The following is a 22704-nucleotide window of genomic DNA, read 5'->3' as shown; positions in this document are numbered from 1 at the left end:
TTGTCGGTCCGATAAATGGCTCCTCCACGACTGAAATTTCCCGCTTCTGCCGAGAACACAGGGGCAGGAAACCGGCATGGCAGGCATCACTTTTGAAACCGTCGCAAAGCGATATGGCGAAACTGATGTCATCAAGAACCTATCTCTCGACATCAAGGATGGCGAGTTCATGGTGTTGGTCGGCCCATCTGGTTGTGGCAAGTCGACCGCCCTGCGGATGATCGCGGGCCTCGAATCAGTCTCCTCGGGCACGTTGAAAATTGCCGACCGCGTCGTGAACGATTTGAAGCCTAAGGATCGCGATGTCGCGATGGTGTTTCAGTCCTATGCGCTTTACCCCCATATGACGGTTCGCCAGAACGTCGCCTTTGGTCTTGAAGTGCGCAAAATGCCCAAGGCCGAGATTGAAAAGCGAGTTCAAGAGGCTTCTGCCATTTTGGGCCTCGACCCCTATTTGGACCGTAAGCCGAAAGCGCTATCGGGTGGACAAAGGCAGCGCGTGGCGTTGGGCCGGGCCATTGTCCGCGATCCATCCGTGTTCTTGTTTGACGAGCCCTTGTCCAACCTTGATGCGAAATTGCGGACCGGCATGCGGGCGGAAATCTCGCGCCTTCAAAAGCGGCTGGGCACCACCGCCGTTTATGTCACGCATGATCAGACCGAGGCCATGACCATGGGCGACCGGATTGCCGTCTTGGCCCCTTTGGCCGAGGCGGGTGAAAGCAATCTGATGCAAGTCGGCACACCTCTAGAGCTCTACCACCGCCCCAGTAGCGTTTTCGTGGCCCGCTTTATTGGCGCACCCAGCATGTCGATTTTGACAGCGCAATTGGCAGGGCGTGCAATTTCTCATGCGGCCTCGCCAGGTTTCGCCATGCCAGCGCGGTGGCAGCCAAATAGCCAGACTGGCGATAGCGTGTTGATTGGTTTCCGGCCGGAGGATGTGCGCGTGGCCGGTCAGGGCAGCTTTGAGAAGGCCGCGCATTTCAAAGGCCGGGTCGAAATGGTTGAGACCTTGGGGCATGAAGTCCTTACCCATTTGGATGTGGATGGCACCACCTTAATCGCGAAAAGCCATGGCGAAGCGCCCATACCCAAAATGGGCGAGATCGTCGAAGTTGAGGCTGATTTAAGTAAAGCCCACTTCTTTGATGTATCGACGAATTTGCGCTTGACTGAGAAGGCTTAACAAATGGCCTGGCGCGCAAGTCACGGGGGATCACCCACCAAACGGTCATTCATAGCGGCAGGGCTTGGTCTGTCAGGCACGGCGCTCTTGGCGGGTTGCGGCAAATCCGCCGCGCAAAAGCGGCCCGCTTTGGTGGTTTGGCACTCCTATCGCGGTCGCGAGAAGACCGCGCTTGAGGAAGTTGCCGCGCTTTATTCCGCGCAAGTTGCTGGCAAAGCCCGCCCGGTCCGCTGCGTCGGGGTACCCAATGATGCCTTCGCCGACAAGATTTCAGCTGCCGTCCCGCGCAAGAAAGGCCCCGATCTGTTTATATTCTCGCATGATCGGATGGGAGGCTGGGTAGAGAGCGGCAACACGGTTGCGGCCATCGACTTCTTCTTAAGCGACGAAGATCGCCAAGGCTTCTTGCCGGGCATGTTGGATGCAACGACCTATAAGGGCGTGACCTACGCCTTGCCCTTGAACTTTAAATCCGCGGCCCTGATCTACAACAAGAAGATGGTGCCCAATCCACCGCGCACCACGAAAGAGCTCGTCGAGATCGCGACAAAGCTGACCGACAAAGGACGTGGCCGTTTCGGCTTTGCCTATGCCTATGATGATTATTTCTTCCACGCAGGCATCGGCAATGGCTTTGGCGGTGGTGCGTTCAATGCTGCGGGTGATCTCATTCTAAACGATCCCGCCAATGTCGCGGCTTCTGACCTCGTCCGCAAATGGCGATCCGAGCTCAACCTCCTGCCAGACGATCCTGCCAACTCGCTGGTGACGGCCCTGTTCAACGAAGAGCGCGCTGCCATGGTGATGAGTGGACCGTGGTTTTTGAGCGAAGCTGCCAAAAGCATTGATCTGGGTGTTGCGGTGTTGCCGATGATTTCTGAGGCCAACAATCAGCCCATGCGGCCTTGGATGACGATTGAGGCCATCTATTTGGCGGCGGGTACAGCCGATGAGCATGAAGCTTGGCAATTTGCCAAATTCTTAGCTGGGCCTCAGGGGTCGAGCATCATGGCACAGAAGGGCGGGCAATTACCCGCATCGCAAGCCGCTTACCGCGTTCCAGCCATTGCCAATGATCCCATTATTTCTGCCTTTAAAGCCCAAGGTGCTTTGGCGGTTCCCATGCCAAACTTGCCGGAGATGACACTGGTCTGGTCGCCGGCAGACAAAGCCATGAAACGCTTCACCAAAATGGAGACAACGTCGCAATCGGCGTGGAATGATTGTCAGGCAGAGGTTCAAGCGGCCATTGATGCATTGCGGGCTTCCCAAGCTGGGGGACGGGCATGAAACGTAATTTAAGCGCGGTATTCTTTGCCCTTTTGATCGTCATATCCGGGGCTTTGTTCTTCCTCCAGCAAGCCGCCCAACACCGGGATGAAGCGGCTTCTGGTGCCGTTGCGCTGGTCACCGCGTCTGATTTGGCCAAGATCGGTTCGGCAGGCCTGCAGGCAGGGCTTAGCGAACAAGCCGTGGGTAGCCTGATGGCCGATGTGCTGAAGCGCTCAGGCCGGGAAGGGGACCGCTATCGCCTCGTGATGCGCAACGGCAAAGAATTGGCCGCCAGCAATTGGCCCGGCGAAGCCGCGCCGCGTCCGTTGAGCCTGACCGAAAAGCCTTTGTTCGATTTGATCCTTGGCCTACCTGCGGCAGGCGCGAAACTGACCCCGACAGCACAAAGTGCTCATGCTGCCGCACCTTTAGTGGTTGCGGGACAGCGCGTCGGCATGGTGGAAATCGTCCAAACTTCGAAGACTGTTGGGCCGGCTTTGATATCCATGTTGCAATGGGGTGCCATTGGCATAGGCGTTTTGGCCATTGTGGGTCTTGCCCTCGTGCAGCCAAAACTTGGTGCTTGGGCTGGTGTGGTCGTGCCTTTGGGCGTGGCATTTGTCTTGGGGCAATTGACCGGGGCTAATTTAGCCAGCACGGCGCAAGTGCTTCTCGACAATCTCAACACAAGCGCTCGCGCGATAGATGACGCCATGCGCGCTGTGGCTGCGTCTAACGGACTTGCGCTAGCAGGCGATGTCGCGCGTCTTGATACGGCGGTCGTGGCTGGGGCGGTGGATGGAGCCGCGCTCACCACCTCACTTCTCTTTTTAGGTGGCTTGGGTGCCATCATTGGGGCCTTTATCAGTTTTGGTGCCGCCGCTTCGACCTGGCGTGCGCTGAAGGAAAACCCAACGGCTTATACCTATGTCGCGCCTGCCTTGATCGGCATGCTGGCGCTGGCTTTCTTCCCCTTCTTCTATGGCTTTGTTTTGTCTTTCACCGACACCACCTTGCTGAACCAAGGGGCTAGCTGGAGTGATCGCTGGGTTGGCCTGGCCAATTACGCCAGCATTCTGGGGGACTTTAACTTCGGTGGGTCTGGCGCGGCGTTCAATTATCAGAACTTCTATTGGACCATGGGCGTCACCATTGTCTGGACGGCCTCAAACGTCGTCCTAGGCGTGTCGATTGGCCTCGGGATGGCACTGCTCCTCAATATCAAAGGGCTGCGCGGGGTTGCGATTTACCGCACGCTTCTAATACTGCCTTGGGCCATTCCCAATTACATCACGGCCTTGACGTGGAAGGGTATGTTCCACCCGCAATTTGGTGCGATCAACCAAGCCATCCAAGCTTTTGGCGGCCAGCCGGTGCAGTGGTTTGATGCGGTGGGGCCGAGTTTCATCACGGGCCTTGCCACCAATGTCTGGCTGTCCTTTCCCTTCATGATGGTGGTGGCCTTAGGGGCGCTGCAAGCGGTGGATGAAGATATGTATGAGGCAGCCCGCATTGATGGGGCGTCGCCTTGGCAGCAATTCTGGTTGATCACTTTGCCGAGCTTAAGGCCTGCCCTATTGCCAGCCATCATCGTCTCCGTGGTTTGGACGTTCAACATGTTCAATGTGATCTATCTGGTCAGCGCGGGCCAACCCTCGGGGGCCAACGAGATTCTCGTGACGCGGGCTTACCGCATTGCGTTTGAGGAATATCGCTATGGCTATGCCGCAGCCTATTCGGTCGTGATCTTCCTCATTCTTCTGATCTATGGCGTGTTCCAGATCCGCGCGACTTCTGCCACGGAGGCCAACAACAAATGACGTCATCCGACCAAAAGCGCGCGCCCCTTTGGCTTCATCCCATTTTGATCGTCATTACACTGTTGGCGCTCTATCCGATCTTTTGGGTCTTTGCGCTGGCCTTCTCCGGGACCCAAAACATCGGACTGGCGGACTTGCCAGCCAACCCCGGTTTCTGGGACCGTATGCGGGCAGCAACGCCTGTTCCTGCGCAATGGTCGATGGAAAATTTCGTCGGCGTCTTGCGCGATCAGCCCTTCCTTCAATGGATGCTGAACAGCTTGTTGGTTGCCGCTTTGACCACGGTCTTTGGTGTCGCTTTAGCCTGTTCTGCCGGATATGCCTTCTCGCGCTTTCGCTTCAAGGGCCGCGAAACGGGCATGACCTTATTCCTCGTCACCCAAATGTTTCCCGGCACTTTGATGCTGATCCCGCTCTATGTGATCATTGTAGATTGGCTTGATCTCGACAATTCGATTTGGGCGCTGGTGATTGTGTATTCGGTGACCGCCATTCCCTTCTGCGTGTGGATGCTGAAAGGCTATTTCGATTCCATCCCGATTGAGATTGAAGAAAGCGCGATCATGGACGGCTGCTCGCCATCCCGCATTTTCTTCCAGATCGTCTTGCCACTGGCCCGCCCCGCCGTAGCGGTGACGGCGCTGTTTAGCTTCATGACGGCGTGGAATGAGTTCATTCTCGCGGCCACCTTTATGGATGAGGAGGCGCTGTACACCGCACCGGTCGGCTTAAGATTTTTTGTTAGCGAGTATTCCTCACAATGGGGCTACTTTGCTGCGGGCTCCATATTGGTCTCGCTGCCAGTGGTCCTTCTCTTCTTGATGTTACAAAGATTCCTCGTGTCGGGCCTGACGGCGGGTGGCGTGAAAGGCTGATCAGATGGGGTCTCGTGCTTGGATCGACTGGTTGCGTCGTCTCGGACCTGTCGTGCTAGCGGGTCTAGCCTTGGGCTTTGCCACTTTGGCTTCGGCAAGGCCGGCCCCTGAGCCAATCGTGATTTCCAAGCCGATGGGGCAGACAGAAACCCGTTTGCCGTGCAATCGGAATGGCAGCCCATTTTGTGAACTCCGCCTCTATCAGGTCCTAGTCGGCACCTTCGTCGATGGCACCCCGGATCACAATCCGATTGGCGGCTATGGGCCTGGCCCCCATACGGGCGATATCAAGGGCGTGATCCAAGCCTTGGATACCATCAAGGCCATGGGCTTCAATGCCGTCTGGATCACACCGATTTTTGACAGTGCGGCTGGTAGCCCCCAACATCGCCACTCGGGCGAGAAGGTGGTCAATCCCCGCTTGGACGGCACTGGCTATTATCCGCGCGACTATTTCAAAGTTGATCCGCAATATGGAACGGCCCAAGACGTTCGCGACTTGATCGCGGCCGCCCATCAGCGCGACTTGAAGATCATTTTCGACGGCGTCTTTGGCCACCATAAGGGCAATGTCACCCCGTCACCCTCGGGTCTCGTGCCCGCAGCCTCCAAGCGGCCAGCCGATTATTTCAATAGCCCAGAGACCTATCCCGGCGAGGTGGTTGATTTCGCAAACCCTAAGTCTTTGGCCTTTTATGATGAAGTCGCCCGCTATTGGATCGATGTCTATGGCATAGACGGATGGCGTCTCGATCAAGCTTATCAAGTGCCCAATCGCCCCATGGCGAAGCTGGTCAAATCCATCGCGCAGTCGTCGAAGGATCAGGGCAAGCTGGGCTATGTCGTCGGTGAGATCTGGGGCACGGCAGACAGAATTCGCGCCTCTTTGGGCACCAATGAAGAACCAGCCTTACCCAGCGCCTTTGACTTCCCCGCCCGCTATGCCCTCGTCCAAATCCTGGCGACGGGTGAAGATGGCACCAAGGGCAAGCCCGCCACGACCTTGCAGGAAAGCTGGGCCATGGGTGCACATGCCAGCTATCCAGATCATGCCATTATGAATCTGATGCTGGGCAATCATGACTTGGTTCGCTTTGGCGATTTGATTCAGCGGGCAGGCAAGGGCGGACCAAACGCGGAGTCTTACTGGGCGCGTCACCGATTGGCCTTCACCTTTATGGCGGCTTGGTCTGGTCCGATCACCACCTATTATGGCGAGGAAGTAGGCGCTGAAGTTGCGGGATTTTCCATGCGTGTCAGCCAGAACTGCGGCGAGGTCCAAAAATGTGATGACCATATTGCTCGAAATATGATCAAACTCCCCGGTATCAATGCAAATAACACCGATGTTCTGCCCAAAGCGCTTGCACTACGCGCCTACCTGACAGAGTTACTGGCCTTACGTAAGGTCAGCCCGGCTCTCTATGCTGGGTCGCGCACGCATCTTTATTCAGATCGGCATGTCTATGTTGATCTCAAGTCGCTGGGCGCGGAGAAATTTGTGTTCGTCATGAATGTTTCTGATCTGCATCAAACCATACGCTTGTCTAAAAGCGCGTTGTCCGACGAGGATATGAGGGAAGCACGACTGATGATTGGCGATATCAAGGTTCGGGAGACGGCTGCAGGGCTCGAAATGGACTTGCCGCCCTTGAGCACGGGCATTGTGCGGATCCAAAACTCCGAGGCTGCTGCACGTCCTTGAGATAAAAACACTGATTTGGCGCTGTATTCCGCGACAAATCCCTTTAACCCTGATGTTCCTATGGAGCGCTCTGATGGCTGAATTCGTCCCCGTCCCCAGTTTTGATTTGGTAGTTTTCGGTGCGTCCGGGGATTTGGCACTTCGGAAGCTGTTTCCGTCCCTATTCCACCGCTTCAAAGATGGTCAAATTCCAAGCGATAGCCGCATCGTTGGCGTGGCCCGCCAAGTGATGACCAAGGACGCCTTTCGCAAGACGGTGAGCGAAGGTTTTGCGAATTTAGCTAAAGGCGATCCCTCCGCTGAAGAGTTCCAAGCTTTCTTGGCTTTAATCGATTACGTCGCGCTGGACGCCACCAAAGCGGATGGTCCTTGGGATCATCTCGTGCAATCGTTAGCAGGCGGCGAAGATAAGGTTCGCGTCTTTTATCTGTCGACGCCACCGTCGGTTTTCGGCGGTATTTGCGCCCAATTACGCGATGCTGGCCTTGTGTCACCTGCCTCACGCGTCGTGCTTGAAAAGCCTTTGGGTCGCGATTTGAAGTCTGCCAAGGCGATCAATGATGCAGTGGCAGAAGTCTTCTCCGAAGATCGCGTTTATCGGATCGATCACTATCTCGGCAAAGAGACGGTGCAGAACCTCTTGGTGCTACGTTTTGCCAATGCCCTGTTTGAGCCTGTGTGGTCGCGTGCTGCCATCGATAATGTTCAGATTACGGTGGCCGAGACGATCGGGGTTGGTAGCCGTGGCGATTATTATGACAAGTCGGGCGCCATGCGCGATATGGTGCAAAACCACTTGCTCCAGCTTTTGTGCTTGGTCGCGATGGAGCCGCCCAATTCGGTCGATGCCGATGCCATCCGCACGGAAAAGATCAAAGTGCTGCAAGCCCTTGTGCCCATTGGCCCAGCCGATATCGCGAGCCACAGTGTGCGCGGCCAGTATCGTGCAGGCCTTGTCGAGAATGAGCCGGTTAAGGGCTATCTCGAAGATCTGGGTCCAAACCGGACGAGCTCTACCGAGACTTATGTCGCCCTTAAGGCAGAGATTGCCAATTGGCGCTGGTCTGGCGTGCCGTTTTATCTGCGAACCGGCAAGCGCTTGCCGTCCCGCCGGTCTGAGATTGTCGTGACCTTCCGGCCGCCGCCGCACAGCCTGTTTGGCAATGGGGGCGAGCCTAACCAGCTTGTGATGCGCCTACAGCCTGATGAGGGCATGGAGATGTGGTTGCAGATTAAGGAGCCAGGGCCGGGCGGCCTGCGCGTTAAGTCCGTGCCGCTTGATCTGTCCTATGAGACCGCTTTCACCCTGCGCTATCCCGATGCCTATGAGCGTCTATTGATGGATGTGGTGCGCGGCAACCTATCACTCTTCATGCGCAAAGATGAAGTGGAATCGGCTTGGGAATGGGTGGATCAGGTCATAGCGGCGTGGGAGAGTGCGGGCACCCAGCCTGATCCTTATGCTGCCGGAAGCGACGGCCCGTTGCAGGCCGCTTTGTTGATGGACCGCGACGGTCGAAAGTGGCGTGACCTTATATGACCGCAACGCTGACAACCTTTCCATTGTTAAGCTTCCCAAGCCGACCGGCGGCCGAAGAGGCGCTTGCTGCAGCGTTAGAGGCTGGGGTTTGCGATGCCCATGCGCAGGGGCGTCGTGCGCGCATTGCCTTGTCGGGCGGCTCTAGCCCTGAACCCGCCTATCGCGCCTTTGCGGCAAAGGACCTCGATTGGTCAAAAGTTGACATTGCCCTGGTGGATGATCGCTGGGTTGATGTGGATCAAGCGGGCTCTAATCAGGCGATGATTGAACGTGCCTTTGCTTCGGCAACAGGGGTCACAATTTTCGGCATGAAGCTGCCTACCGCCAGCCCAAAGCAAGCGGAAGCGGAATTGGACGACGTTTACCGCGCGCTGCGCCCGTTTGATGCTGTTGTTCTTGGCATGGGGCCAGATGCCCACACGGCTTCGTGGTTCCCGGCTTCGCCTGATCTGGCCGCCTGTTTAGATTCACAAAGCCCTGCAACGGTGTTGGGCGTGGATGCCAGCCTCGCCCCCGTTGCCGCGCCCTATCCAGAACGCATGACGGTGACCTTGCCGGTCGTGAGCGAGGCGCAGCAAATTCTGATCTTGCTGTTTGGCGCTGACAAAAAGCAAATCCTTCAACAAGCGCTTGAGGCCCCTGTCACAAACGCGCCGATAAAAGCAGTTATTGAAGCGACCGGGGCCCGGTGCGTCGCACTTTGGGCCGAATGATTGAGAGTGATGACAATGCCTAAATCCCTTCATCCAACGATAGAAGCCGTGACCGCCCGCATTGAAGCGCGCTCTAAAGCGCGGCGGCAACGGTATCTGGACATGATTGACTCCCGGCGCTCGCCAGATCCAGCCCGTGCCCGCCTTGCTGCTGCCAATCAAGCGCACGGCTTTGCCGCGTGCCCGCTTCAGGACAAGGAGATGCTGAAGAACAGCCGCTGGGCCAATATCGGCATCGTGACGGCCTATAATGACATGCTGTCGGCCCATCAGCCGCTGGCGGCCTATCCCGACATCATCAAGGCTGCAGCGCGCAAAGCCGGGGCAACGGCGCAAGTCGCAGGGGGGGTGCCCGCCATGTGTGATGGCATCACCCAAGGCTTTGAGGGGATGGAGCTGTCGCTCTTTTCCCGCGACACCATCGCGATGAGTGCGGCAATCGCTCTGTCACATGACACGTTTGATGCGGCCATCTATCTGGGCGTGTGTGACAAGATCGTCCCGGGTCTTCTGATTGGCGCGTTGCGCCATGGCTGGTTACCATCGATTTTCTGCCCAGCGGGTCCCATGCCATCTGGTCTGCCTAATCCTGAAAAGGCGCGCATCCGCCAATTGTTCGCCGAAGGCAAAGTTGGGCGCGAAGCGTTGTTGGAAGCAGAATCGCAAAGCTATCACAGCGCCGGCACCTGCACCTTCTATGGCACGGCCAACTCGAACCAAATGCTGATGGAGATTATGGGCCTACATGTGCCGGGCACCGCCTTCATCAATCCCAATACGCCTTTGCGGACTGCTCTGGTCGAATCCTGCGCCAAGCGGGCGAGCCAGATTACGCAATTGGGCGATAGCTACATCCCCATCGGCCACGTGGTTGATGCGCGCAGCATTGTGAATGCGATTGTTGGCCTATGTGCGACTGGCGGATCAACCAATCAAATGATCCATATCCCGGCCATTGCCCAAGCAGCTGGCCTGATCGTGGATTGGGATGATTTCAACGACCTCTCCTCGGCGACGCCACTTTTGTGCCGCGTCTATCCAAATGGCATTGCCGACGTGAACCATTTCCATGCGGCGGGCGGCATGGGCTTCCTGATCCGCGAATTGTTAGACGCGGGCCTCTTGCATGGCGACGTTTTGACGGTCGCGGGCCGAGGCCTAGAAGCCTACACCCAAGAACCTTTCTTGACCGACGCGGGCCTTGAATGGCGGGAGGCCCCGGCCACCAGTGGCGACACATCTGTCTTGGCACCTGTTTCAGAGCCCTTCTCAAAAGATGGTGGACTTCGGGTCTTACAGGGCAATTTAGGCCGCGCCTGTGTGAAGGTTTCAGCGGTGAAACTGGAGCAGCGGATCGTGGAAGCCCCCGCCCGGGTCTTTAAGGATCAAGCCAGTTTGCATGTGGCCTTTAAGGCCGGCGAGTTAGACCGCGATGTTGTGGTGGTCGTGCGCGGTCAAGGCCCTGCCGCAACCGGCATGCCCGAACTTCATAAGCTGACCCCACCCTTGGGCGTTTTGCAAGACCGTGGCTTTCGGGTTGCTTTGGTAACCGATGGCCGCATGTCGGGTGCTTCTGGCAAAGTCTTGGCCGCCATCCATGTTAGCCCTGAATCAAAGTCGGGCGGCTTGATCGGAAAAATCCGCGATGGGGATGTGGTGCGCGTTGATGCAGAAGCCGGAACCCTGAACGCCTTGGTGCCGGATGAGATTTGGCAAGCGCGCGAGATCGATACCAGCGTGGTTGAAGGCGTCACTCGCGGCTTTGGCCGTGAGATGTTCTCCATGTTCCGCGCGCTGGTCAGCCAAGCTGAGCAGGGGGCCATGCCCTTTGGCGATATGGACCCAGACGAGGCCATTGTCGATCCAACCCAAGACGTAGCCCCTCAAGCAGCCGAGGCAGACGCATGAGCTCACAAGCCATTCTCGTAGGCGATGTCGGCGGCACCAATGTGCGCCTCGCCATTGCACACATTGATTCCAACAGCCAAGTCGAACTCTCACACGTCGAACGTATGCCCGTGCTTTCCTTCCCGAGTTTGGAAGAGGCGATTGAAGCTTGGCAGGCAGAGGGCCGTACTTTGCCGTCTTCGGCCGTGTTTGCGCTGGCCGGGCCAACGGGTGCTGACGAGGTTCACTTCACCAATTCCTCTTGGGTGGTATCGGCTTCGGCAACCAAAGCCCGCTTTGGCTTCCAGAATGTGACCTTGGTCAATGACTTTGCGGCCCAAGCGCGCGCCGTGCCTTCCAATAATGAGGACGCGTTTGAGGTTCTGATTGAGGGCGAGGCCCAACAAGGTGCCCCTATCGTGGTTTTGGGGCCGGGCACCGGCCTTGGTATGGCGCTCTTGGTACCCGATGGCCGGGATTGGACTGTCATTTCGACCGAAGGCGGCCATCAGGCCTATGCGCCTGTCTCCGCGCGGGAGCGGCAGATTCTCGAAGTCGTCGCCGAGGACCTGCCGTACATCAGCTATGAAAACCTCGTCTCTGGCTTGGGTCTCGACCGTCTCTATAAGGCGATCGCAAAGCTCGAGGGGCGGGTCGCCCGCTTAAAGGGTGGTGACGAGATTGGCCCGGCCGCGATTGCAGGCGATGATCCGTCTGCGGTCGAAGCGGTTGAAGTGATGATCCAGTCCTTAGCCACCTTTGCCGGAAACGCCATTCTGGCAACCGGCGCGCGGGGTGGCTGTGTGATTGCGGGCGGCGTTTCGGAAGCCTTGGCACCCTTTATGCGCACATCTGAATTTGTGGCCCGCCTGTTAGAGCGCGGTCCCATCAGTGGCTATCTGAATGGGATTCCGGTTCGTCGGGCCCGCAACGCTTTTGCTGCTTTGGAAGGTGCTGCCTTCTTTGCCCCCAAGCACCCTTTGTAATTTTTCGTCTAGGAGAGGTCGATGACCAGCTTTGCATCCCAATTGAGAGCCGCCCCACTCATTCCGGTCTTGACGATTGCCGACCTCGACAAAGCCGAAGGCCTCGCATTGGCCCTGCAGGCGGGTGGCCTGAAAAACCTCGAAGTCACGCTGCGTACCCCGGTCGCGCTGGAAGCCATCGCTTTGATGAAAGCCGCTGCGCCGGACCTGTTGATTGGCGCCGGAACCGTATTGAGTGAGGGCGATGTCGAGGCCTGCTTTAAAGTTGGGGCGGATTTCATTGTGACGCCGGGATCAAGCCCCGGATTGCGCGCGGCACTTCTAAAGGCCGATGCCAATGTGATGGTGGGCGTGGCCACGGCGACCGAAATTATGAGCCGTTTGGAAGAAGGCTTTGGCGTTTTGAAGTTCTTCCCGGCTGAGCAATCGGGTGGGGCGGCCGCTCTAAAAAGTTTTGCCGGGCCTTTGCCCGACGCGCGCTTCTGCCCAACGGGCGGGGTAACGCCTGATAAGATCGAAAGCTATCTCTCTTTGCCGAACGTCATCGCCGTGGGCGGAACTTGGATCGCGACGCCGGAGATGATTGGTGCAGGCGACTTTGTCACCATTGAAGCCAATGCACGCATCGCAGCCGGGTTCAAAAAGTCATGATCCGTAATCGCCGTACACGGATCGTTGCCACGCTTGGCCCTGCAAGCCGCTCACCAGAAATGACTCTCGCTTTGGCGCAAGCCGGAGTTGATGTCTTTCGCATGAATTTTAGCCACGGCAGTCATGAAGATCATGCCGAGGCTTATAATAATGTTCGCGCCGCCGAGAAGGCGACAGGGCGGCCGATTGGCGTTCTGGCTGACTTGCAAGGCCCAAAGCTCCGCCTCGGGACATTTGCCGAAGGTAAGGTGCAACTGCTGAAAGGCGCGAACTTCCGCCTCGACCGCGACCCGACGCCGGGCGACGTTAATCGTGCTTGCATGCCACACCCAGAGATTTTTGCGGCGCTTAAAACCGGTGATGACCTGTTGATTGATGATGGTCGGGTACGGTTGCGGGTTCTCGATCATGGTGCCGATTGGGCGCATACGGAGGTCATTCAGCCTGGTCCGGTCTCGGACCGCAAAGGTGTGAACGTGCCAACAGCCGTGCTGCCGATTTCGGCCATGACCGACAAGGACCGCAAGGATTTGATGTTTGCCTTGAGCCTCGGCGTGGATTGGGTTGCGCTGTCCTTTGTCCAGCGGCCTGAGGACATGGCAGAGCTTCGCAAGCTGGTGAATGGCAAGGCGGCCTGCTTGGCCAAGATCGAAAAGCCCGCCGCGCTTGAAAGCTTGGCCGAGATTTTGGACTATTGCGACGGTGTGATGGTCGCGCGTGGCGATCTGGGTGTGGAATTGGCGCCGGAAGATGTGCCAGTCGCCCAGAAACTGATCCTGCGCATGGCGCGTGAACGCGGCGTGCCAACCATTGTTGCCACTCAAATGCTGGAAAGCATGATCTCTGCTGCCGCGCCCACCCGCGCGGAAGCCAGCGACGTTGCCAATGCGGTCTATGAGGGCACTGATGCGCTGATGCTGTCAGCTGAAACCGCCGCCGGGCAATTCCCGATGGAAGCGGTAGCCGTCATGAGTCGGATCGCCGAGCGGGTTGAATCAGACCCGCGCTGGCCGGGCCTGATGGATGCTGAGCACGCCAATCCAGAAAGCGCGGTACCTGATGCCGTCTCGGCTGCTGCTCGTACGGCGGCCAATGCCTCAAAGGCTGCCTGTCTTGTCGCCTTTACCGCCACAGGTACCACGGCGCTGCGCGTCGCGCGCGAACGGCCTCTACAGCCGGTTCTAGTGTTGACGCCTAGCATCCGCACCGCTCGCAAGCTGGCTTTGGTCTGGGGCCTTGAGTCGCGCGTCACCAAGGACCCCAAAGACGTGGAAGATATGGCGACGGTTGCTTCGGCTATGTCGTCGAAGGTTGGCACAGCTAAATCAGGCGACCGCATTGTGATCGTGGCTGGCCTTCCATTTGGCACCAAAGGTGGCACCAACCTTATGCGGATTGCACGGGCGACCTAAGGGGTATTGATGACAGCCGAGCTTCTCGAATTCTCCGCCCACGGCTTTGATCTGTCGATTGCGCCATTGGCAGGTGGCGGGATTGCGCGGCTAGATTGGCAGGGTAAGCCCGTGCTGCGGCCCGCTTTGGCCGGGGCTGTGGCGGCGCGCGACCCATTGGGCCTGTCGTCCTTTCCGATGACACCCTATGCCAGCCGGATCGTGGATGGGGTGTTTCGTTGGGGCGATGTCTCAACTCATATTCCACCGAATATGGCAGGCGGTGCCCATCCGCTGCATGGCATTGGCTGGCGCACGCCGTGGTCGGTTGTCGCCCAAGATGAAACGTCAATTGAGATTGGCTTGGATCATGCGGGGGACACCAATTGGCCTTGGGCTTTTGAGAGCCGTCAGCGCTTTCATCTGTTTGAAGACCATGTCGAAGTCAGGCTGTCTGTGACCAGTCGGGATGCGCGTCCATTTCCGTCGTCGCTGGGCCCGCATCCTTACTTCCCGTCCGACGGGGCTGAGATTCAATTTGACGCCGCACAGCTTTGGGAGATCACGGGCGAAGCGCTCCCCAGCCATTTGGCCCGCCCGCCAGTCGTGGACCATCTGGCAAACGGGGTCGCTGCAACGAGCCTTGATCTGGATCATTGCTTTGAGGGCTGGAATGGCCGTGCACGGATTAAATGGGCGGAACATGGCGTTGAGGTGGGCGCATCGGTTCTGGTGGGTGATACCCCGTGCCCTTGTACCCGCTTACAGCTTTATACACCCCCGCAAGCGGGCTTTTTCTGCTTAGAGCCTGTCACGGCGCGCGGCGTATCCTTCACCGCTCCAGATCCATATGAATTGGGCGTTGTTGAGCTGGTGGACCAAAGCCTGACCATCATCACGACGCTAACGCCTTTCAAGGTCAGTTAGCGCTTCAGTTCGACCAACTCATACCAAGTCTGCATATAGCCACCCACGCCGCCTTGAACAAAGATGGCGTCGCTGTCGTCGGTGATCCAGACGTCATAGACTGGGTGCTCGCCCGCCATGCCGCTCGACCCATCATCGAGGAATTGGAAGTGGCGGGTTTGGAAAGTTCCAGCCTTGACCGTGATTTCTTCCGTGCCCAGATAAAGCCCGTCGATCCGCACGGGTGCCAAGAAGGGCGGCGTTGCGCCGCGATGATCGGGGGAGGGCAGATACATGTTGAACGTATGCCGCTTTTTGGCTTCCCAATCATGCAGGCTTAAAAAATAGCCGTCAGCCACAATGGGGTGGGTGCCAAAGCCATCAATCGGTGCTTGCAATTCGACACGCTGGGAGACGCGTCCAATCGTCGGCCCATAGCTTTCGCATTCAATAAAGGTGTCGCCAAAGCGGAACCAGCCCGTTCCCATGAATTTATCGCCAACAGTCAGACGGACATGGCAGTCCATTGGCCGACGATTGGCATCAATGGAATAGATGATGTCGCGCATCACGCTGGGGTCGGGTTCTGCGATAAAACAATGGGCGCGCAGGGTGGTTTGGCCGTCGCCATGATGGGTGAAGCGAAAATCTTCTTCGCCGCGCGCCTGATCCATCATGTGCGGCTTCTTTGAGGTATAGGCAATTTTGCCAGTGATCGTGCGGTGTGCCATCCCATGCTCCTCGTGGTTTCCGTAAAGCCTATAGGAAGTGCTAGCAGAACCAAAGTGGCAATTGCTTTTCCCTGCCAGTTTAGGGCTGAATTTCCTGCCCGTCCCAAGCAAATATTCGACCCGTTTGTGCGGGCGCTAGTTCGGCCAATACCGATAACAGGGCTGCCGCCGCCGTATCCGGCTCAAAAATCTCATTCTTGGTATAGCGCTGCAAGAAGGGTTCGGACATGGCGCTGCGGACCGTACCAGGGTGCAGACCGACGCAAATCACCTGTGGCCGGCGGGCGGCCAGTTCAATCGAAGCGGTGCGGATCAATTGGTTTAAGGCCGCTTTTGACGCACGATAGCTGTACCAACCTCCGGTCTTATTGTCGCTGATTGAACCCACACGGGCTGAGAGGGCGGCCATGATGGCGCGCCGGTCACGCGCCAGCAAAGGCGAAAAGTGCTTTAATACCAGTGCTGGCCCAATCATATTGATGCGGAACAAGCGGGCCATGGTTTCAGGATCCAGCTCTCTCAAGCCCTTTTCCGGGCGAATAGGCTCGCCCTCATGCAGGATGCCAATCGTATTGATGATCAGATCTATCCCGCCCTCAAGCTGGCAGGCGGCTGCCGCCGTTCTCAAGCTATCCTCATCCTCAAGATCCATCGCGATACTCGTCACGCGGGGATCGGCATTTTCTATCGGCTTGCGACTGAGTGCAAACAGCCGCTTTGTGCCGGATGCTGTCAGCAGTATACGGATTAATGCGCTTCCGATTGCGCCGCTGGCACCAAGGATGATGATGTTCTGAAAGCCTGTCTGCGTCATGATGGGTAATACGCAATTTTGGACGACTTGGACCTTGGTTTGATGGCCAATGCGCGGGCCTTAGGCAGCTCCGCCCAGCAAGGCCTCGACTTGATCCCGGCTCGGCATCGAAGTTTGCGCGCCAGCTGTTAAGGTAGCTGCCGCGCCTGCTGCACAGGCATAGGTCAAGGCTTTGGCGACCGAGCCTTCGGATAAGAAGGCGACCATAAAGGCCCCCACAAACGTGTCGCCAGCACCAGTCGTATCCACAGGCACAACGGCAGGCGAGGCGCTGCGCGCAATCTCTTTGCCGCCTTGGAGGGCCACAGCCCCTGCCGCCCCCAAGGTCTGGATGATCAGGGCCTTTGAGCCATTGAGTTGATCGCCATAGAAGGCGGCCTCGGTTTCATTCACGACCAGAATGTCTGCCCGGTCTAAAATCCTCTGGGGCAGGGCCTGGGCCGGAGCCAGATTGATGCACAAAAGACCTGTGACTGTGTCGGCGAGATAGGCGATGGTCTCGATGGGTAGCTCGAGCTGGCACAAGGTCGCATCAAAGTCGCCGGACAGGTCTGGTAAAGTACTGGCCGAAACGCGTGCATTGGCACCCGGTGCCACAACGATCTGGTTTTCGCCTTTGGCGTCCACCGCGATCAACGCGACCCCAGTCGCCACGTCGCTCAAGATGGTCACGCCTTGTAGATCGACCTGATTTGACTTGAGGAGCGCCAAAGCCTGCTCGCTCGCTCCATCCTTGCCAACGCAGCCAAACATGGAAACCTCCGCCCCCAGTTTTCGCGCAGCTAACGCTTGGTTTGCGCCTTTCCCACCCGGATAATGCGCCAAGACGCCGCCGCTGACGGTCTCGCCGGGTCTGGGCAACGCATGGACGCGCGCGACAATATCGAGATTGATGGAGCCGATGACGCGGATGCGGGGTGGGCTTTTCATGCCAAATACCTCAGCAGCAAGGATAAGACAGCCTCGGCATCGGCTTTTGAAACCCAGTTCGCATTAAACGCCCCCGCGACCGTTTCGCGGAATTCAACTGCCGTATGGCCGCGGGTCAATTGGCTGTCGGTTTCCACGTCAATCCGACAAGGCCGCAGCTGAAAGGCTTCTGGTGCCAACAGATAGGCAATCACGCACGGATCATGCAGGGGCGCGCCTGTGGCCGGTTGATCGGGCTCCGCCGTATCCATGAGATTGGCTGGCAGAGCGTTCGAGAAAGCCAGCATCTCTGCCGCCAGTTTCGCGATGGGCGTGCCCAAAGCCGTGATCGCGTCTACCCAAGCCCGTGTGCCACGGACTTGGTGGGTCGCATCGAGGCCAAAGATGATAAGATTGCATCCGCTCTTGAAAACAATGTCGGCGGCCTCTGGGTCTGCATAAATATTATACTCCGCCGAAGCGGTGATATTGCCGCCTTCGCGCCTCGCGCCGCCCATAAGGACGATTTGTTGAAGGCGCCGCGCCGTTTCCGGGGCTGATTGGATCAAGGCCGCGATATTCGTCATTGGGCCAGTCACGGCGAGACGAATTGTGTTGGCAGGGGCCGAATTGATCGTCTGTATAAGGAAGTTAATGGCATCGCTTGAGGCTGGGCCGAGAAGGGGCTCTATGCTTGGATAATGACCTAGGCCCTCTGGCCCATGAAAGTCATCGGCTAAGATCGGCGCGCGGACAAGCGGCTTCGCCAAGCCAGCATGGACCGGCACGTCCTGGCGACCCGCTACCTCTCGGATCAGGCAGGCGTTGCGTGTGGTTTTGGCCAAGGCGACATTCCCTGCCGTGGTTGTTATGCCCAACAGATGGAGGCGGTCGCGTGCACCAAAGGCGAGTGCTAAAGCGACCGCGTCGTCTACGCCGGGGTCACAGTCGAGAATAAGGGGGATAAGGCTCATACCGTGCGTGCAGCCTTATCCTTGTCATTGCTGGCTTTGATCATGGATCGCACAGCTTCCCATTGCGCATCATCCCAAGCGCGCAGGCCTGAGAAGTTTCCGCCCGTGGCTTGATAGGCCGCCCCATCAATCGCAATCGTCTGACCATTCACATAATGCGCACCCTTGGCCATCAGGAACACGGCGAGATTGGCGAGCTCGGTCATTTCCCCAACCCGGCCCATGGGGTTTGCCGAACGCTCGGCACTTTCCATGCTGGCACCTGGCGACAAACGATCTGTCATGCCCTTGGTCGGGAAGGGGCCTGGCGCGATATTGTTGAAGCGGATGCCATAGCGGCCCCATTCCACGGCGAGCGATTCTGCCATAGCGCGAACGCCGGATTTCGACATAGCCGACGGGACGGTGAAGGCTGAGCCATTCCACACCCAAGTCGTCAGAATATTGATCACATTGCCCTTCTTGCCTTCGGCAATCCAACGCTTGCCAATGTCGAGCGTCATATAAAACGTGCCACGGAAGACGATATTGGCGATGGCATCAAAGGCGCGTGGCGAGAGATCTTCCGTCTTGGAGATAAAATTGCCCGCCGCGTTATTAACGAGGCCGGTTAGCGCGCCGCCATCTGCCCAGATCAAATCAATGGTTTCGCGGATGGCTTCGGCGTTGCGGATGTCGCAGGGCAAAGCGACGATTTTGCCACCATGGCGTCCCATCAGCTCGTCGCGCGTCTCTTCAAGGACTGCGCCGCGGCGGCCCAGAATATAGACGGTCGCGCCAAGGGCGAGGAAGGCTTCGGCCATTTCTTTGCCGAGCCCGGTGCCGCCGCCGGTTACAAGTATACGCTCACCCGACATCAAGCCGGTCCGAAACATCAGTTTCTCAACATCCATTGGCGCTGCGCTCCCCTGTTTTGACTATGATTAGGGAGAGCATATTGCATTTATCGGCCTTGGGAAGGCGTGCACCCTCGGGTCGCAGCAAAAGATGCTGTTAGTCCAGAGCAACTAGCCCATCAGGAAGGTGAGTGGGTCTTGCAGCCGGGCGCGCCATGACGTTTCATTGTGGTCCGCACCCACATAGACCCGGCTTTCAAAGTCCTTGCCCTGCTGCCAACCCAGGTCCTTAAAGACTTGGTCCATGGCCAGCTGATAGGGCTGGTAGAAGCTATCGAGATTGATCGTGCCATGATCCATCCAGATTTTGTTTTGACCCGCTTTTGGCAATTTGCGCTTGAGGTAAGTGGCAAAGGCTTGGATCATTGCCGGGGTTTCAAGGTCTGGCTTGCTATAGCTCTCCGCGGCACTCAATAGGGTCCAATGGGTCGACAGACAGCCCGCGCCGCCAAACACTTTTGGATATTCACAAATGCCGTAGAGCGAAATCAGCCCGCCCATGCTGGACCCCATGATGAAGGTGGAGGCTTTGCCCGGCTTGGTGCGGTAATCGCGATCAATCATTGGCTTTAGTTCTTCAACCAAGAAACGCAGATAGCCATCGCTGAGGGCGGGCCCCTCGTGCTCCGCAGCCGTCCGTGCACGAAGCTTGTCGTCCATCGCAGCCTCGACGCCAGCGGGGGAGAAGTCTTGGCGGCGGGTCGAGGTGTTCCACACCCCGACCACAATCGCATCACTGCCCGCAACGGCGCGTTGGCGGGCCTCCATCGCCAGATCAACGCGCCAAGATTGCCCGCCATAAGCATGGCTTGCGCCGAAAATATTCTGACCGTCATGCATGTAGAGAACGGGGTAGCGACGATTGGACTTACCATAATCTGCTGGCAGCCAGACGCTTACATTGCGCGCGGCGGTATAGCGGCTGGGCATTGCTTCGTATCGGATGATCATCGCCTCGCTGGCGTCGGATGTATTCGCGATGAGGGCAGAAGCCATAAGTCCACCTGTGGCAGCAATAAGTGTTCGACGATCCATGGTTTCATCCTTTAGTCAGTCTGGCGCACCCAGATTTGTAGGGTTTGAGCGGGGCTATCGAGGGTAAGACTTTGGCCGCCGACGAGTTTGGCATCCTTGCCACGAACACCTTTGACGTGGTCGATCTTTTGCCCGTCGGCGATCTTTTGCCAGCGCCCTTCGGGCAATTGGACCGATGCGAAGGTGGCAGGCTTGGCTCCGATATTGGTCAAGACCAAAACCTTCTGGTCAATCACATAGCCCAACAGGTTCGGGTCATCTGGCGTGAGCCATTGAATATAGTCTGGCGCTGGGGCCTTGGCGGTGCGGAAAACACGGCCTATTTCGCTATTGCGGAAGGCAATCAGCCCGCGCCACCATTGGTTCATGGCGACAAAATCATTTGGCGCACCAGATTTCTTAGACCGGTCAAGATCAGACCACACAAATTCATTCGGTGTACGGACGTTGTACGTGTCTTGACGACCTTTGAAGTAGATCGGGCCAGTTGCGGTTTGGCGGATGATTTCCTCAGTGCCCACCATACCCTTCGAGCGCAGCATTTCAGACCCACCGTGAAGAACAATGGGTCCAAGGCTGGTCAGCAGCAGGCCTGCCGCCACGCGGTAGGGGCCTTCTTCAACACCCTCTAGGCCGTTCCAATCCTTGACGGCAAAGCGGTCGGCCAAAGTCCAATTGTCGTGGATATCGGCGTAATTGATGCCACGATTGGTCGATTGGGCTTCTTCCTTCCAGCCATTGGCGATGGCCAGCATGGCTTGGCTGCGTTGGCTGGCATTGCCACCGGCATAGCCCCGATCTGTCGCTTTATCCTGCAAGCGGAAGGGGGAGCCGACCAAGGCATTGCGTGTATCATCTTGGAAGAAGGTGATCGGCGCGTCTTCCTTATACCAGTCCCAATCGGGGTTCGCGCGCACGATTGGGTCCGAGACATCGATCCAAGGTTCGCCATATATGATAACATCATCGCCGACGGCCTTACGCAGCGCGATCAGGGTCTGCTCATCGATCTGACCTGCCAAGTCGATGCGGAACCCATCAATGCCAAATTCGTCAATGAGGGACTTGGCCTGGTCGATGATCCAGCGCTGGGTCATCGGACGATCTTCGGTCTTCACCTCATTGCCAAAGACACCAATATGCTGACCTGAATCACTGGTGCGGTAATAATAGTCGCGGTCCAGCACGTTGAAATTGAACAGCATGTTGCGGCCGTCCATATTTTCGCCCGTGTGGTTTGGAACGATGTCGATGATGACGGCAATGCCACGATCATGGAAGGCTTGAACCAGATCGCGGAATTGCTCACGCTCCGCGCCAAATTCTGTGCCCTTTTTCCGATAGGTGTTTTCAATCGCAAAGGCGTGGGTCGTGCGATAGCCCCACTCATAGCTGAGGTCGGCGACACCAAGGCGCTTCATTTCAGGATCATTGCCAAAAGCGGCCTGCCATTCAGGTTTTGGGTAGTGCAGGAATTCCTGCATCGGCAGCAAATGGACGACATTCACGCCCAAATCGACAATATGGTCAAAGCCGATTTTCTGGCCGGTCTTGCTGCGCAGGCCCGGAATTGTGAAGGCTGGGATGGTGCCTTTCAGATCGTCGGCAACTGGCAATTGCCGGGTGAAGTCCTCAATATGGACTTCATAGGCCACCACATCTTCCATCTTCGGGCGACCCTTGGCGAGAGGAGTTGCCGGTGTTGTCTTCGCCATCACCCGGCTTTTGCCGTAGGATTCCGCATTAGATCTGGCATAGGGGTCTGAGATATGAACCGGATTGGTCTCATAGAAGTATCGGCCGGGCCCGGGCTTTCCATGCACAGTGAAATCATAAAAGCTGCCCGCCAAATTGCCCTCTAATGTTGCTTCCCAGACACCAGATTCATCGCGCACCATATCAATAACGCGCTTTGCCGCTTCGGGCTTGGCATCAGCCTGATCATAAAGATAGAGGCGGACTTTCTCAGCGCGCGGCGAAAAGACGGCAAAATTGGTGGTTTTGCCATCAGATGCGATATTGGCCCCGAGGGGCTTGGGCGAATAAAGCGTGCGGAACCACGCATCTGGGCGCACGCGGGCACTGATGCCCTTTGTCTTCAACTCCAAACGGTAGGACGCGCGGATATCAATCGGCTGGGCCGGAACAAGAAGAGCCGTCTTAAGATCGTTCGGCAAAATCGAAGCGATAGCCACTTCTTGATTGGCTTGGTCGAGCAAGCGCCAGTCGGCGGGATTAAAGGTGCGCTCGGCCCCTTCGAGGTGCAACCAAATGGCCGATGGTCCCGCAAGTTCGGCCCGCAGGCTAAGCTTTTGTGCTTCTTGGCTCAATGCGGGCGCGCCGACACTTGCTAAGAGACTGCCCAGACCGATCCAAAGACTTTTATTGAGAGACTGGCCAGACATGCGAG

19 protein-coding genes are annotated in these 22704 nt (G+C 57.4%); 12 read left to right on the top strand and 7 right to left on the bottom strand.

Annotated elements, in window-relative coordinates:
- The first annotated feature begins 76 nt into the window (after positions 1-76).
- From ACOVRA_RS12600 to ACOVRA_RS12545, 12 genes are all read left to right on the top strand, one after another.
- A complete protein-coding gene (locus ACOVRA_RS12600) occupies positions 77-1189 on the top strand; it encodes an ABC transporter ATP-binding protein (RefSeq protein WP_421720595.1) in 1113 nt (370 codons plus the stop codon).
- A 3-nt stretch (positions 1190-1192) separates the two neighbouring features.
- Complete coding sequence (locus ACOVRA_RS12595; RefSeq protein ID WP_421720594.1) at positions 1193-2479, top strand: extracellular solute-binding protein; 1287 nt, start codon at positions 1193-1195, stop codon at positions 2477-2479.
- The gene (locus ACOVRA_RS12590; protein ID WP_421720593.1) at positions 2476-4281 is read left to right on the top strand and encodes an ABC transporter permease subunit; all 1806 of its coding nucleotides are present in this window, start codon (positions 2476-2478) and stop codon (positions 4279-4281) included. Before ACOVRA_RS12595 ends, ACOVRA_RS12590 begins: the two co-directional genes overlap by 4 nt.
- Positions 4278-5156 (top strand): sugar ABC transporter permease, encoded by an 879-nt coding sequence (locus ACOVRA_RS12585; protein ID WP_298227377.1) that lies wholly within the window; start codon positions 4278-4280, stop codon positions 5154-5156. Before ACOVRA_RS12590 ends, ACOVRA_RS12585 begins: the two co-directional genes overlap by 4 nt.
- Positions 5157-5160: 4 nt before the next feature.
- On the top strand, positions 5161-6861 hold the full coding sequence (locus tag ACOVRA_RS12580; protein ID WP_421720592.1) for an alpha-amylase family glycosyl hydrolase: 1701 nt from the start codon (positions 5161-5163) through the stop codon (positions 6859-6861).
- Positions 6862-6934: 73 nt separating this feature from the next.
- On the top strand, positions 6935-8401 hold the full coding sequence (gene zwf, locus ACOVRA_RS12575; RefSeq protein WP_421720591.1) for a glucose-6-phosphate dehydrogenase: 1467 nt from the start codon (positions 6935-6937) through the stop codon (positions 8399-8401).
- Positions 8398-9114 (top strand): 6-phosphogluconolactonase, encoded by a 717-nt coding sequence (gene pgl / locus ACOVRA_RS12570; protein ID WP_421720590.1) that lies wholly within the window; start codon positions 8398-8400, stop codon positions 9112-9114. The genes zwf and pgl overlap by 4 nt, the downstream gene beginning before the upstream one ends.
- A gap of 15 nt (positions 9115-9129) precedes the next feature.
- Positions 9130-11022 (top strand): phosphogluconate dehydratase, encoded by a 1893-nt coding sequence (gene edd, locus ACOVRA_RS12565; RefSeq protein WP_421720589.1) that lies wholly within the window; start codon positions 9130-9132, stop codon positions 11020-11022.
- Positions 11019-11987, top strand: a complete 969-nt coding sequence (locus ACOVRA_RS12560) for a glucokinase (RefSeq protein WP_421720588.1) — start codon at positions 11019-11021, stop codon at positions 11985-11987. Before edd ends, ACOVRA_RS12560 begins: the two co-directional genes overlap by 4 nt.
- Positions 11988-12008: 21 nt before the next feature.
- Positions 12009-12638, top strand: coding sequence for a bifunctional 4-hydroxy-2-oxoglutarate aldolase/2-dehydro-3-deoxy-phosphogluconate aldolase (gene eda, locus ACOVRA_RS12555; RefSeq protein ID WP_421720587.1), 630 nt, complete (start codon positions 12009-12011; stop codon positions 12636-12638).
- Positions 12635-14050, top strand: coding sequence for a pyruvate kinase (pyk, locus tag ACOVRA_RS12550; protein WP_290806934.1), 1416 nt, complete (start codon positions 12635-12637; stop codon positions 14048-14050). The genes eda and pyk overlap by 4 nt, the downstream gene beginning before the upstream one ends.
- 9 nt (positions 14051-14059) lie before the next feature.
- The gene (locus tag ACOVRA_RS12545) at positions 14060-14956 is read left to right on the top strand and encodes a hypothetical protein (protein ID WP_421720586.1); all 897 of its coding nucleotides are present in this window, start codon (positions 14060-14062) and stop codon (positions 14954-14956) included.
- On the opposite strand, the gene ACOVRA_RS12540 is transcribed toward ACOVRA_RS12545, so the two are convergent.
- From ACOVRA_RS12540 to ACOVRA_RS12510, 7 genes are all read right to left on the bottom strand, one after another.
- Positions 14953-15666 carry a hypothetical protein gene (locus ACOVRA_RS12540; RefSeq protein WP_421720585.1) on the bottom strand — a complete coding sequence of 238 codons (714 nt, stop codon included), beginning with the start codon at positions 15664-15666 and terminating at the stop codon, positions 14953-14955. The genes ACOVRA_RS12545 and ACOVRA_RS12540 overlap by 4 nt on opposite strands.
- Before the next feature lie 79 nt (positions 15667-15745).
- A complete protein-coding gene (locus ACOVRA_RS12535) occupies positions 15746-16480 on the bottom strand; it encodes an SDR family NAD(P)-dependent oxidoreductase (RefSeq protein WP_421720584.1) in 735 nt (244 codons plus the stop codon).
- Between the two features lie 60 nt (positions 16481-16540).
- The gene (locus ACOVRA_RS12530) at positions 16541-17410 is read right to left on the bottom strand and encodes a ribokinase (protein ID WP_421720583.1); all 870 of its coding nucleotides are present in this window, start codon (positions 17408-17410) and stop codon (positions 16541-16543) included.
- The gene (locus tag ACOVRA_RS12525) at positions 17407-18363 is read right to left on the bottom strand and encodes a nucleoside hydrolase (RefSeq protein WP_421720582.1); all 957 of its coding nucleotides are present in this window, start codon (positions 18361-18363) and stop codon (positions 17407-17409) included. The genes ACOVRA_RS12530 and ACOVRA_RS12525 overlap by 4 nt, the downstream gene beginning before the upstream one ends.
- Complete coding sequence (locus ACOVRA_RS12520; RefSeq protein WP_298228815.1) at positions 18360-19256, bottom strand: SDR family oxidoreductase; 897 nt, start codon at positions 19254-19256, stop codon at positions 18360-18362. The genes ACOVRA_RS12525 and ACOVRA_RS12520 overlap by 4 nt, the downstream gene beginning before the upstream one ends.
- A 114-nt stretch (positions 19257-19370) precedes the next feature.
- Entirely contained in the window at positions 19371-20294 is a 924-nt protein-coding gene (locus tag ACOVRA_RS12515; RefSeq protein ID WP_421720581.1) for an alpha/beta hydrolase, read from the bottom strand.
- A gap of 11 nt (positions 20295-20305) precedes the next feature.
- On the bottom strand, positions 20306-22699 hold the full coding sequence (locus ACOVRA_RS12510; RefSeq protein WP_421720580.1) for an alpha-amylase family glycosyl hydrolase: 2394 nt from the start codon (positions 22697-22699) through the stop codon (positions 20306-20308).
- Positions 22700-22704: the final 5 nt, after the last annotated feature.

It is taken from the genome of Aquidulcibacter sp., from assembly GCF_049239865.1.
GTDB lineage: Bacteria > Pseudomonadota > Alphaproteobacteria > Caulobacterales > Aquidulcibacteraceae > Aquidulcibacter.
Note: the sequence above shows the minus strand (reverse complement) of the source record. Positions and strands in the feature narration are given on the sequence as shown.